13 protein-coding genes are annotated in these 12,416 nt (G+C 71.7%); 10 read left to right on the top strand and 3 right to left on the bottom strand.

Going from position 1 to position 12,416, the window contains the following annotated elements:
• Positions 1-91 precede the first annotated feature (91 nt).
• Both Acy02nite_RS02750 and Acy02nite_RS02745 read right to left on the bottom strand, forming a co-directional pair.
• Positions 92-730, bottom strand: coding sequence for a peptidase associated/transthyretin-like domain-containing protein (locus Acy02nite_RS02750; protein ID WP_203738169.1), 639 nt, complete (start codon positions 728-730; stop codon positions 92-94).
• 69 nt (positions 731-799) lie between these two features.
• Complete coding sequence (locus tag Acy02nite_RS02745; RefSeq protein WP_203738168.1) at positions 800-1,645, bottom strand: DUF1028 domain-containing protein; 846 nt, start codon at positions 1,643-1,645, stop codon at positions 800-802.
• 155 nt (positions 1,646-1,800) lie between these two features.
• On the opposite strand from Acy02nite_RS02745, the gene Acy02nite_RS02740 reads away from it, so the two are divergent.
• The 3 genes from Acy02nite_RS02740 to Acy02nite_RS02730 are packed head-to-tail and all read left to right on the top strand — an operon-like array spanning position 1,801 to position 3,752.
• Positions 1,801-2,130 (top strand): ArsR/SmtB family transcription factor, encoded by a 330-nt coding sequence (locus tag Acy02nite_RS02740; protein ID WP_203738167.1) that lies wholly within the window; start codon positions 1,801-1,803, stop codon positions 2,128-2,130.
• On the top strand, positions 2,127-2,615 hold the full coding sequence (locus Acy02nite_RS02735; protein WP_203738166.1) for an SRPBCC family protein: 489 nt from the start codon (positions 2,127-2,129) through the stop codon (positions 2,613-2,615). Before Acy02nite_RS02740 ends, Acy02nite_RS02735 begins: the two co-directional genes overlap by 4 nt.
• Positions 2,616-2,636: 21 nt before the next feature.
• The gene (locus tag Acy02nite_RS02730; protein WP_239174117.1) at positions 2,637-3,752 is read left to right on the top strand and encodes a 5-methyltetrahydropteroyltriglutamate--homocysteine S-methyltransferase; all 1,116 of its coding nucleotides are present in this window, start codon (positions 2,637-2,639) and stop codon (positions 3,750-3,752) included.
• A gap of 508 nt (positions 3,753-4,260) precedes the next feature.
• Here the strand turns inward: Acy02nite_RS02730 and Acy02nite_RS02725 are convergent.
• Positions 4,261-5,724 (bottom strand): GGDEF domain-containing protein, encoded by a 1,464-nt coding sequence (locus Acy02nite_RS02725; protein WP_203738164.1) that lies wholly within the window; start codon positions 5,722-5,724, stop codon positions 4,261-4,263.
• 167 nt (positions 5,725-5,891) lie between these two features.
• Here Acy02nite_RS02725 and Acy02nite_RS02720 point away from each other — a divergent pair, with 167 nt between their 5' ends.
• The 7 genes from Acy02nite_RS02720 (at position 5,892) to Acy02nite_RS02690 (ending at position 12,385) form a co-directional block, all read left to right on the top strand.
• Entirely contained in the window at positions 5,892-6,362 is a 471-nt protein-coding gene (locus Acy02nite_RS02720) for a hypothetical protein (RefSeq protein WP_203738163.1), read from the top strand.
• A gap of 72 nt (positions 6,363-6,434) precedes the next feature.
• Positions 6,435-7,052: an MBL fold metallo-hydrolase gene (locus Acy02nite_RS02715; RefSeq protein ID WP_203738162.1), complete on the top strand. Its 618-nt coding sequence runs from the start codon at positions 6,435-6,437 to the stop codon at positions 7,050-7,052.
• Between the two features lie 81 nt (positions 7,053-7,133).
• Positions 7,134-8,150: an LCP family protein gene (locus Acy02nite_RS02710; protein ID WP_203738161.1), complete on the top strand. Its 1,017-nt coding sequence runs from the start codon at positions 7,134-7,136 to the stop codon at positions 8,148-8,150.
• Between the two features lie 291 nt (positions 8,151-8,441).
• Positions 8,442-9,809 (top strand): ferredoxin reductase family protein, encoded by a 1,368-nt coding sequence (locus Acy02nite_RS02705; protein WP_203738160.1) that lies wholly within the window; start codon positions 8,442-8,444, stop codon positions 9,807-9,809.
• A 10-nt stretch (positions 9,810-9,819) separates the two neighbouring features.
• On the top strand, positions 9,820-10,230 hold the full coding sequence (locus tag Acy02nite_RS02700; protein ID WP_203738159.1) for an FMN-binding protein: 411 nt from the start codon (positions 9,820-9,822) through the stop codon (positions 10,228-10,230).
• 29 nt (positions 10,231-10,259) lie between these two features.
• Positions 10,260-10,961: a response regulator transcription factor gene (locus Acy02nite_RS02695; protein WP_203738158.1), complete on the top strand. Its 702-nt coding sequence runs from the start codon at positions 10,260-10,262 to the stop codon at positions 10,959-10,961.
• A complete protein-coding gene (locus Acy02nite_RS02690; protein ID WP_239174115.1) occupies positions 10,958-12,385 on the top strand; it encodes a HAMP domain-containing sensor histidine kinase in 1,428 nt (475 codons plus the stop codon). Before Acy02nite_RS02695 ends, Acy02nite_RS02690 begins: the two co-directional genes overlap by 4 nt.
• Positions 12,386-12,416 lie beyond the last annotated feature (31 nt).

The following is a 12,416-nucleotide window of genomic DNA, read 5'->3' as shown; positions in this document are numbered from 1 at the left end:
GGTCAGCTCGCGGGTGGTGGGACGGCAACCGTCCGCTCGCGGGTGGCGGCTCAGTGTTCGGTGACAGCGCTGGTCCGCAGGCACTTGCGGCTCAGTGTTCGGTGACAGCGCTGATCGTGACGAGCAGGCCGGCGGTCAGGTCATAGCGGTCGCGCGGCACCACGTGGGCGATCCCGGCCGGCGTCGGCGGCACCACGTGAGGGATTCCGGCGGCCGGCGGCGGCAGCACGTGAGGGACCCCGGCGGACGTCGGCGATGGCGGCGCCGGGTTTCCGCGGTAGGCGGGCAGCCCCGCCACCTGGCTGGTCACCTGTGCCGGGAAGTGCAGCCGTCCGGTGTCCCGCGAGCCGGCCAGGTGCAGCGTCACGTCGATCCCGGCCGGGACGTCCGGCTCCCAGCCCGGGAAGACCGTCTTGAACTCGGCGTACCCGTGCGGATCGGTCACCTGCGCGCCGTGGAGCGCCGGGTCGGAGGCGCCCGGCGCCCGGTGGGAGATCTCCAGGACCGCGCCGGGCAGCGGCCGGTCCACCGCGTCCAGCACCCGCACGCGCAACATCATCGGGACCCCGGCCTGCGCGGGAGCGAGGTCGCGCCGCACCACGAATCGGCTCTCCGGGGCGGCATCCACGGGCTCGAGCCGGCAGACGGCCGGCACCGTACCCGGAAAATCAAGCGTGATGATGGCGCGCCGGTTCATCACCGGCGCGGTTGATCGATCCTCGAATCCCATTTGTCCCACCGTTCCCTGACCTTTACGTCCCCGTAAATGATCATTCCAGGACGGAAAGACTTGGATGCGCTATTTGCCGGAAACAGTGGCGGCGCGTAGTTGTGCCAGGACCAGCGGGTCGATGGATCCCGGAACGATCCGCATCTCCAGGTTCTCGATCCCGGCCCACGATGCCAGCGCCTCGTCGAGGTCGGGATCCTGATGGCCGAGGGAGGCCAGGCGCTCGGCGACCTCGGCGGCGACCGGACCCGTCAACGGGATCAGCACCGCGGGATCGGGCCGCTCGAAGTAGAGCGTGTGCATGGTCAGCAGCCGGGCCAACTCCGCGACCGGGTCGGGGTGATCGTCCACCCGCAGATCGACGAGGACGTCACTCGTGCCCCCGTACCCCAGTCCCTTGGCGACCACCAGCAACGCCGCGCTCTGCCGCCCGCGCCGGTCCCCGCCCGCCTTGTCCCCGGCGTGCAGCGCCTCCACCAGCCGATATGCCAGCCGTGACTCGCCGGCCGACGCCAGCCACGCGCTCTCCATGTCACCCACCACCGCGGCGCCGGCCAGCATGTTGCCCTGGATCGCATACCCGTCCCCGGCCGTCCCGCCGGCCCACGGGTGACAGTCGTCGCCGGTGAACGTCGCCCCGTTCCCGGTCGTGCCGACGACCCCGACCTGGCGGTGCCCGACCGGCCCGTCGTCACCGGCGATCAGTGCCCGGACCGTGAAGTCGGCCGGCACTCCGGACGAGAGCAGCGCGAGCCCCTGCGGGCGATAGGCGAGGTTCGCGTAGGACTGCGTCGCCACCGCGCCCACGTCGGCCAGCGCCGCCGGAACCGCCGCGCCGACTCCGAGGAATTTGCTGGCCACGGCGATGCCCAGGGCCGTTCCGTCCGCTGACCGGCCCACGATCGAGAACGTCATGAGCGCACGTTATCCGAAGGGCGTCAGCCGGTCGGACGCCGGATTCCGAAACGTACAATAGTTATTAAAAGGTACAAAACACGTACGAGCAAATGGGGTGGGGAAATGCGGTGAAGGGTTGTGATCACGGCAGGTCGCGACTAACGTACAACCACATGGTTGTAGGTGAGGGCAGTGAAGATCGCGTCTTCCACGCGCTCGCCGATGCCACCCGTCGCGACATCCTGGCCCGCGTGTTCGGCGCCGGGATGTCCGTCTCCGCCCTGGCACGGCTCTATCCGATGAGCTTCGCCGCGGTGCAGAAGCACGTCGCCGTCCTGGAGCAGGCCGGTCTGGTCACCAAGGAGCGGCGCGGCCGCGAGCAGATCGTCCACGGCGTCCCGGACACGCTGCGCGGCACCGTCGACGGGCTGATGAACGCGTATGAGCAGATCTGGCGGCAACGGGCCGGCCGGATCGCGAGAATCCTGGAGGAACAGTCATGACCGTCACCGGCACCACCCGGAACACCGAGGAGCTGACGCTCACCTTCGTCACCGAGTTCGACGCCACGATCGAGCAGGTCTGGGGCGTCTGGGCGGATCCGCGCAAGCTGGAGCGCTGGTGGGGCCCGCCGACCTGGCCGGCCACGTTCGTCCGCCACGAGTTCGTGCCGACCGGCTCCGCGCGCTACTACATGACCGGCCCGGACGGCACGAAGGCCCACGGCTGGTGGACGATCACGACGATCGAGGCGCCCTACCGCCTGGAGTACGACGACGGGTTCGCCGACGACAACGGCGAGCCGCTCGCCGGCGACGTGCCGGTGCACGCGGTCGTCACCCTCGACGAGGTCGGCGGGAAGACCCGCATGACCGTTGTCAATCACTTCCCGGACGCGGACACCTTCGACCGCCTGATCAAGATGGGCATGCAGGAGGGCATGGGTCTGGCGCTCGGACAGATCGATCGAGTTCTTTCCAATCTGTGATCCAGGGTGTTGAGTGGGGGGATGACGCCACCGTTCCGGGCGGATCATGTCGGGAGCCTGCTCCGCCCGCCCCACCTGCTCGAAGCCCGCACCAAGCGCGCCGCCGGCGAGATCACCGCCGAGCAGTTGCGCGCGATCGAGGACGACGCGATCCGGGATGTGGTCCGGATGCAGCGCGCCGCCGGCCTGCGCTCGGCGACCGACGGTGAGTTCCGCCGGACCGCCTGGCACATGGATTTCATCTATCGGCTCGGCGGCATCCGGCCGACCGACGAGAAGATCCAGGTCCACTTCCGGAACGCGGGCGGTGAGCTGGACTTCGAGTCCGCCGCCCTCGCCGTCGACGCGCCGATCCGGCTCACGGAGACCATTTTCGGTCAGGACTTCACGTTCCTCCAGGAAGCCGTCGGCGAGGGCATCACCGCCAAGCTGACCATCCCGTCGCCGAGCATGGTCCACTACCGCGGTGGCCGCGCGGCCATCGATCCGGCTGTCTACCCCGACGAGGAGCAGTTCTGGGCCGACCTCAGCGCCGCCTACGCCGAGCAGGTCCGCCGCGTCGCCGGGATGGGCTGCCGCTACCTGCAGCTCGACGACACCAGCCTGGCCTACCTCAACGATCCCGACCAGCGCCGCCAGCTCACCGAACGCGGCGACGACGCGGACCACCAGCACCTGCGCTACATCCGCCAGATCAACGCCGCGATCCAGGACCGCCCGGCCGGGCTGCGCGTCACCACGCACATGTGCCGCGGCAACTTCCGCTCGTCCTGGGCCGCCGAGGGCGGCTACGACTTCGTCGCCGAGGCGCTGTTCAGCGAGCTCGCCGTCGACGGCTTCTTCCTGGAGTACGACGACGACCGCTCCGGCGGCTTCGCCCCGCTCCGCTTCGTGCCACCCGGCAAGATGGTCGTTCTCGGTCTGGTCACCACGAAAAGCGGTGCCCTCGAATCGAAGGACACCCTGAAACGCCGCATCGACGAAGCCGCGAAGTACGTCCCGCTCGACCAGCTCTGCCTCTCCCCGCAGTGCGGCTTCTCGTCGACGGTCGAGGGCAACGTCCTCACCTACGACGAGCAGGTCGCCAAACTCCGCCTCATCGTCGAGACCGCCGCGGAGGTCTGGGGCGACCGATAAAGATCAGAATCTTGAGGTCCCAGGTCCGCTGTGGTCCCAGTCCGCAGCTCCCGCGGGGACCCTTCCGGGCTCCGCAGGCCGTGGCCGGCCAGAACGCGAAGCCCTCCAGGGCGGCCTCCATGGGTGGTCCCGCTCAAAAGGACCCCGCGATCTTGCGGCCACGGACGAAGCGGCGCGTCCCGCTCTTGCGGGCTGGTTCCGGCGGTGGTCATTCGTGCCTCGTGACCACCGCCGGAACCAGCCGGGACCGCGAACTCCGCACTCGCTCGGGCCGGCGACGCGCGTCACCCTCTCCGGCTGGTGCTCATGGGCGTTATTCGGGACGAATAACGCCCATGAGCACCAGCCGGAACCCGGACCCGCCCAGCGGCCCGGTGCGGGCAATCGGCCGCGTCCGTCGCGGCGGGCGGGGGCGCCCCTGCCGACCTGGAGCGCCTCGACGCCGCCCGATCGGCTGCACGGTCGCGGCCGATGGTGAGCGGCTGAGACTGCGCGGTTGCGGCCTTGGTCAGGCGGCGGAGGCGACGCGGTCGCGGCCGGCGTTCTTGGCGGCGTAGAGCGCCCGGTCCGCGGCCAGGACCAGCTCGTCCGCGTCGCGCAGGGCGGGCACGCCGGCGGCGCCGACCGAGACCGTGACGGCGCGGAGCACACCGTCGCTGACCGCGATCGGGGCGCCGCCGATGCCGCGCCGGATGCGGTCGGCAACCTCCAGGGTCTCCTCGGGCGTCGCGCCGGGCAGCAGCACCGCGAACTCCTCGCCGCCGTATCGCGCCGCCAGGTCGCCCGGCCGGACCAGGGCCCGCAGCCGGTGGGTGACCTCGATCAGCACCCGGTCCCCGCCGCCGTGGCCGTACGTGTCGTTGACCTGCTTGAAGTGGTCGATGTCGAGCAGCAGCAACCCGACCGGGTCGCCGTGCCGGGCCGCCCGGTCCACCTCGTGACGCAGGGTCTCCTCGAAGTAGCGGCGGCTGCGCAGCCCGGTCAGCCCGTCGGTGATCGCGGCCAGCCGCTGCAGCCGTACCAGTCCCGCCATCCGGGCCAGAACCAGCAGGAACAGCCCGATGCACACGACCGCGGCGACGACCACGTGCGGCCGCCGCCCACCGAGGTGCTGGATCAGCAGCGACGCCGGCGCCGTGACCGCGGCCACCGCCAGCACGACGAGGCGGCCGGTGGTCGCGTCGGGCGTGACGGCGTTCGACCGGGCGATCAGCTTCGGGGCTGACGGGTGCAGCACCGCGGCGGCGAAGAGGAAACCGGAGGTCATCCAGATCGCGTCCAGGTAGTTCGCGACGTGATAGGTGCCGGCGAGCGACTGGATGCTGTACATGGTGTCGGCGAACAGCACCAGCCCCAGGTAGCCGCCGATCAGGCGCAGCGCGGAGCTGCGCGGCCCGGCCCCGAGGATCAGCCGGGCCCCGACCATGATGAGCATCAGGTCGCCGACCGGGTAGGCCGCCGAGACCAACTGCGTGAACGTGCCGGAGGTGACCTGGATCGTCGGCGCGACGATGTGCTCGAAGACCAGATAGCCGACGCCCACCGCGACGATCGCGGCGTCGATGGCGCTGGCGCCGTCCCAGCCGGGCGTGCGCCGCCGGATGATCAGCAACAGCCCCGCCGCCATCAGCGGGTACGCCGCCAGATAGCCGACGTCGGCGATGCTCGGGTAGGCGACCTCCCCGTCCACCAGGGCCAGGAAGTAGAACGTGATGTCGGCCGCGACGCTCGCCAGCCCGGACGCAGCCAGCAGCAGCATGATCGGGCGCAGCTCGCGGTCGCGCCGGGCGACGACCAGGGCGGCACCCGCGAAGGCGGCGTTGGCGCTGACGTAGAGGGCGACCTGTGTGCCCGGCAGAATCCCGAGGTGGACGAGAAGGTAGTACGCGGCGATGGCGATCGGTGCGGCGCCCAGGCAGAGGTGCCATGCCGCGACACGCCGAGCCGCCACCGCGCTCACGGCGTTGCTCATGGCGCAACAGTGCCGAGCCGCGGGTGCGTGTCCGGAGCGGCTCGGGTGCGAATCAGGTGCCGGCCGCGTCCCCGAGGGACTCCGGTTGGCACGAAAGCGGTATATAAGCAGGAATCACGCTCGTTACGCTCGCCCCGCACAGCGACGTATTGAGTGTGAGGAATGTAGTGCGAAGCATTTACGGGGTAGCACTGTCAGCAGTTCTGGTCGTCACCGCGCTCACCGCGTGTGACCCGGCCACCGAGCCGAAGGCCGCGCCCGTCGCGCCCACGGCGGCGTCCGCTCCGGCGGCCGTCACGACCCAGGCATCCACGGCTCCGGCCGACGACGCCGTCACCAAGACAGCCTGCACCAAGCTGATCAAGGCGGTCAACGAGACGGCCAAGCAGGCGGCGGCATCGGAGAAGATCGGCCCGCCGGCCGGCTACATCGCGGTCTCGACCCAGTACATCGCCGGCTCGACCGCGATGTCGGCGTACTCCATCGGCGCCGCTCCCGACGTGGCGGCCGCGGCCGACAAGGTCAAGGGCGCGATGGACGAGCTGGACGAGGCCTGGAACGCCAACCCGAAGAAGGCGCCGAGCAAGGCGAAGCTGGACGCCGCGGTCAAGGAGCTCAAGGCCGCCTGCGCCGGCTGATTCCCGCCGGCCCGGCCGCCCCGCTCACGGGGCGGCCGGGCCGGGTCATCGCGGGCAGGGCAGAATCGGGGCATGCAGCGGGCACGGGTCGATCATGGTGTGGTCAGTGGGACGTTCAGCCTCGACGGGCAGACCTTCGACGTCGACAACAACGTGTGGGTGATCGGCGACGACACCGAGTGCGTGGTGATCGACGCGCCGCACGACGTCGACGCGATCCTGGCGGTCGTCGGCGACCGGCGGGTCACCGCGATCGTCTGCACCCACGCGCACGACGATCACGTCCGGGTCGCCCCGGCCCTGCGTGAGCGCACCGGCGCGCCGATCCTGCTGCACCCGGCCGAGCGGCCGCTGTGGGAGCTGACCCACGGCCCCGGCGTCAGCTGGGACAAGGACCTGGCCGACGGCGACCGCGTCGAGATCGCCGGGACCGCGCTGACCGTCCTGCACACCCCGGGGCACGCACCCGGCGCGGTCTGCCTGCACGCGCCCGAGCTGACCGCCGTCTTCACCGGCGACACGCTGTTCCAGGGTGGGCCGGGGGCCACCGGCCGGTCGTACTCGGACGCGGATCTGATCGTCGCCTCGATCCGGGCGACGCTGTTCGCGCTGCCGGGGGAGACGGTCGTCCACACCGGTCACGGCGCCGACACGACCATCGAGGCGGAGCGCGCCGCTCTCGGGGCCTGATTGCCGGAAAACGCCCATCGGCGCCCAAAAGCCGCGTAGCTTCGACAGGCGGCAGGTCGGGCGAAACCGGAGGTACGGGCGATGAGGCGACGGTTCTGGGCGTGGTTCGCGGTGGTGGCCGGGTGCCTCCTGGCAGCCCCGGCCGCGGTGGCCGCCGCCGTCCCGGCCGGCCCGGTGAACCTGCTGCTGGTCGGTATCGACCCGCGTAACGACTACACCGCGCCGCTCGCCGACTCGATCATCGTGGCGCACATTCCCGCCGACCGCAGCGGCGCCGTGCTGTTCTCCCTCCCACGCGACCTGGTGGTCCGGATCCCGGCGTTCGCGAAGTCCGGCAGCCCGGCCCAGCGCGCGAAGATCAACGCGGCGATGGCGCTGGGCAGCCGGATCGGCGAGCGCAAGTACAGCGCGGCCCAGGGTTTCGAGCTGCTCGCCCAGACGGTGAGCGAGGTGACCGGCATCCGGCGGTTCGACGCCGGGGCGGTGCTCAACTTCGGCGGCTTCCGGAAGTTCGTCGACGCGGTCGGTGGCATCAGCGTCCCGGTCGACCAGGACGTCGTCTCCGAGCACCGCAAACCGGACGGCAGCCTCCGCGACCGGATGCCGCAGTGCCCGGGACACGACAACTGCCACCGGCCGTACATCGGGGCGCAGAAGGCCTACCCCAGAAGCGACAATCCGGTGCACTTCACCGGCTGGGAGGCGCTCGACTTCTGCCGCCAGCGCTACGGGCTGCCGCGCTCCGACTACGACCGCCAGCGCCACCAGCGGCAGTTCGTGAAGGCGCTCGCGAAGAAGCTCAAGCGCACGGTGATCAGCGACCCGGCCCGGCTGGCGCAGGTCACGGCGTCGGTCGGCAGCTCGCTGACGTTCGTCGGCGGCGGCCGGGGGATCGCGGACTGGGCGCAGGCCATGAAGGTTCTGCGGATCAAGGACATGACCGGGGTCGGACTGCCCGGTTCAGCACTCTTCGAGGGCGGCGTCTACCAGGGCGAGCAGCTTCCCGGTACGGTCGGCCCGTTCTTCACCGCCGTCGCCGAGGACCGGGTCGCCTCGTTCCTGCGGGCCAACCCCGGCGTGGTCATCGCGGACCGCTGACCGTGCCCGCCCCGCCTTTCGGGCTGGTTCTCACCGTGGTCACGCGGGACGAGTGACCACGGTGAGAACCAGCCGGGAGCGGGAGCGCGGCCGGGGCGGGACCACCCGGGTGCTCGCGGACGGCGACCGGCACGGGCGTCGACGACGTGGTGACCGGGCTGACGCCGTCGACGGGGGCGGTCAGCGCGATCGCGCCGGCGGTGATCGCGCCGTACCCGGAACCGGCGTTCTTAGGGATTCCTTACGTTTCACCTGGTCCTGGTCTTAGGAGCGGTACCGAATCTGGTCGTCATGACCACGACAGCAGCGCCCCCGCAGACCGCCCCGCCCCGCTCCACGCCGCGGTGGTACGCCGACGTGGGCGGCGTCGCGGCAGCGGTCAGCCTGCTGATCGTCGTGGCGCTCTGGGTCGGCAACCGCGGCCTGCAGGACTTCGGGCTGACCTCCGCCGGCCGGCTCACCGGGCTGATCGCGTCCGACCTGCTGCTGCTCCAGGTGCTGTTGATGGCCCGGATCCCGCTGGTCGAGCGTGCGTTCGGGCAGGACCGGCTGGCCCGCTGGCACCGGTGGACCGGGTTCACGTCGTTCTGGCTGATGGTCGTGCACATCCTGACGATCACGCTGGGGTACGCCGCGGCGTCGCACGCCAACGCGGTCGCCGAGCTGGGGGACCTGATCCTGACGTACCCGGGCATGCTGCTCGCCACGGCCGGCACGGTGCTGCTGGTCCTGGTCGTGGTCACGTCGATCCGGGTGGCGCGGCGCAAACTGCGGTACGAGTCCTGGCACCTGCTGCACCTCTACGCGTACCTGGGGGTCGGGCTCGCCCTGCCGCACCAGCTCTGGACCGGCACGGACTTCGTCGGGTCGGCGGTGTCCCGGGCCTACTGGTGGACGCTCTACGCCGTGTCGGCGGGGGCCGTCCTCGCGTACCGGATCGGGCTTCCCGCCTGGCGCAACTGGCGGCACCGCCTCGTCGTCACCGACGTCGTCGCCGAGGGGCCGGGACTGACCTCGGTCCACCTGACCGGCCGGCGGCTCGGCGAGCTGCCGGCCCGGGCGGGACAGTTCTTCCAGTGGCGGTTCCTGGACGGGCCGGGGTGGACCCGCGCCCATCCGTACTCGCTCTCCGCCACACCGCACGGCGACCGGCTGCGGATCACCGTGAAGAACCTGGGCGACGGCAGCTCACGGGTCGGCGGCCTGCGACCGGGGACGAAGGTGCTGGTCGAGGGGCCGTACGGGAAGCTGACCGGGGAGACGTACACCGGCGGGCCGGTCGTGCTGATGGCCTGCGGGATCGGGGTGACGCCGCTGCTGTCGTTGCTGGGCGAGCTCCCGTACGCGCCGGGTGAGGCGACGCTGATCTATCGCGCCCGGACCGAGAGCGAGCTGGCGTTCCGCGACGAGCTGGAGTGGTTCGCCACGCATCGCGGGGTGCGGATCGTGACCCTGCTCGGGCCGCGCGGCGCCCAGCCCTCCTGGCTGCCGGGGACCCTCGCCGGGCACGACGGCGCCCTTCAGCGGATCGCGCCGGAGATCGCCGGCGCCCACGTCTACGTCTGCGGGCCCGAGGCCTGGACCGAGTCGGCCTGCGCCGCGGCGCAGGCCGCCGGGGTCCGCGCCGACCGGCTGCACACCGAACTCTTCTCCTGGTGAAAGGACTCTGATGCGCCGCATCACTCTGTGGATGCTCTCCACCGTCGCCGTGCTCGTGCTGCTGTTCAGCTACCGGACCAGCACGAACAGCGCGCCCGCGGCGGCCACGACCGCGGCTGTGTCGACGGACACAGGCGCAAGCGGGACCACTTACACCGGGGACACCGCGTCGACCCGCTGGGGCGACGTGCAGGTCCAGATCACCGTTGCCGACGGCAGGATCACCGCGGTCACGGTGCCGGTGTACCCCACCGAGAACCGCCGTGACCAGGAGATCAACGCCTCCGCGATCCCGACCCTGGTCCAGGAGACCCTGTCGGCGCAGAGCGCGAAGATCGACACCGTCTCCGGCGCCACGGTCACCAGTGACGGCTACCTCGAGTCGCTGCAGTCCGCGCTCGACGCCGCCCACCTGTCCTGATCGCCGGGGGTGCTGGCAGGGTGGAGGGCATGCGGATCCTGGTGGTGGAGGACGACGCGGCGGTGCGTGACTCGCTCGCGCGCACCCTGCGCTTCGAGGGATATCAGGTGGACATCGCCGGTGACGGGGTGCAGGCCCTCGACGCCGTCCGCTCCGGCGAGCCGGACGCGCTGATCCTCGACGTCAGCATGCCGCGGATGGACGGGCTGGAGGCCTGCCGGCGGCTGCGCGCCGACGGCGTGCTGCTGCCGGTGCTGATGCTCACCGCCCGCGACAGCGTCGGTGACCGGGTCGCCGGGCTCGACGCCGGCGCCGACGACTACCTGGTGAAACCGTTCGCCCTGCAGGAGTTGCTGGCGCGCATCCGTGCGCTGCTGCGCCGCTCGGCGCTGACCACGCCGGCCGGCGGCGTCCCGGCGGAGACCGAATGGCTCACCTTCTCCGACGTACGCCTCAACCCCCGCACGCGGGAGGCGCAGCGCGGCGGGCGACCCCTGAAGCTGACGCGGACGGAGTTCGACATCCTCGAGGCGTTCCTGCGCCACCCCCGGCAGGTGCTGACCCGGGCCGCGCTGTTCGAGCAGGTCTGGGGCTACGACTTCGGCGAGCAGTCCAACAGCCTGCACGTCTACCTCGGTTACCTGCGGCGCAAGCTGGAGTCGGACGGCGAGCCGCGGCTGCTGCACACCGTCCGCGGGGTCGGTTTCGTGCTGCGTGAGGAGCCGCTGTGACCCTGCTCCCGGGGCGCTGGTGGCGGGCGCGCACCCTGCACGCCCGCCTGTCGCTGCTGGTCACCGGCGCGGTCGGGGCCGCCGTGCTGCTCGTCGCGGCCGGCGCGTGGATCGCCGTGCGCGAGATCCAGCAGCACCAGGTCCTCCAGGAACTGAGCAGCGACGCCGCGTCGATCGCGGCCAACCCGGACCAGTGGCTGGCGACCGAGTCGTCCCGCACCCGCGACACCACCGGTCACCCGCCGTGGGGCCGGGGCGGCCCGGGCGGTCACGGCCGCGAGATCGGGCCGTGCTGGCAGATCCTCGACGCGACCGGCGCCGCGGCCGGTGGCAGCCGCACCACCCTGCCCGTGACCGACACCGCCAAGCAGATCGCGGCCGGTTCCGTCCAGCGGGCGGTGCAGGAGAAGATCACGCTCGGGCAGGACTCGTACGTGATGCTCACCCTCCCGCTCGCCGACGGCGGGGCCGTGCAGGTCGGGATGGACGAGGACTCCAGCTCACGGGTCCTGACCGCGTTCGCGGCGCTGCTCGCGCTCGGCTGTGCGGCAGGGATCGCGGGGGCGGCCTTCCTCGGGCGTACGGTGGCGCGCGCCGGCCTGGCCCCGGTCGAACGGCTCACCTCGTCCGTGGAGGACGTCGCCGTCACCCAGGACCTGGACCATCCGATCGCGGTGCAGGGCGACGACGAGATCGCCCGGCTGGGTCGCTCGGTGAACGCCATGCTCGCCGCGATCGACGCGTCCCGCCGCGCGCAGCGGACGCTGGTGGAGGACGCGGGGCACGAATTGCGTACGCCGCTGACCAGCATCCGCACCAATGTGGAGCTGCTGCTGGAGCTGGAACGCCGCCCCGAGCTCGCCCATCGGCTGCCGCCCGAGGAACGCGCCAAACTGCTGGCCGACCTCGACGCCCAGGTGCGGGAGCTGGCGACGCTCACCACGGAACTGGTCGAGCTCGCCCGTGAGGAGGCGACCCGCGAGACGGTCGAGCCGGTCGACCTCGCCGACGTCGTGTCGGCGGCGCTGGACCGGGTGCGCATCCGGGCGCCCGGCCTGACGTACGACGCGGCGCTCGACTCCGTCACCGTGTCCGGGCGCCCCGGCGAGTTGGAGCGGATGGTGGTGAACGTGCTGGACAACGCGGCCAAGTGGAGCCCGCCGGGCGGGACGGTCCAGGTCCGGCTCTCCGCGGCGGAGCCCGGCTGGGCGGAGCTGACCGTGACCGACAACGGCCCGGGGATCGCCGAGGAGGATCTGCCGTACGTGTTCGACCGCTTCTACCGCGCGACGGCCGCCCGTTCGATGCCCGGCTCCGGGCTGGGCCTGGCCATCGTGGCGCAGACGGCGGCCCAGCACGGTGGCACTGTCGCGGCAGCGCCCGCCACCCCCGGAACAGTCCTCACCCTCCGCCTCCCCACCTGAGCCCCGCCCGCCCGACAACAACAGCCTCGCC

This window comes from Actinoplanes cyaneus, assembly GCF_016862095.1.
GTDB lineage: Bacteria > Actinomycetota > Actinomycetes > Mycobacteriales > Micromonosporaceae > Actinoplanes > Actinoplanes cyaneus.
The sequence above is the reverse complement of the archived record's forward strand: the minus strand, read 5'-3'. Positions and strand labels throughout refer to the sequence as shown.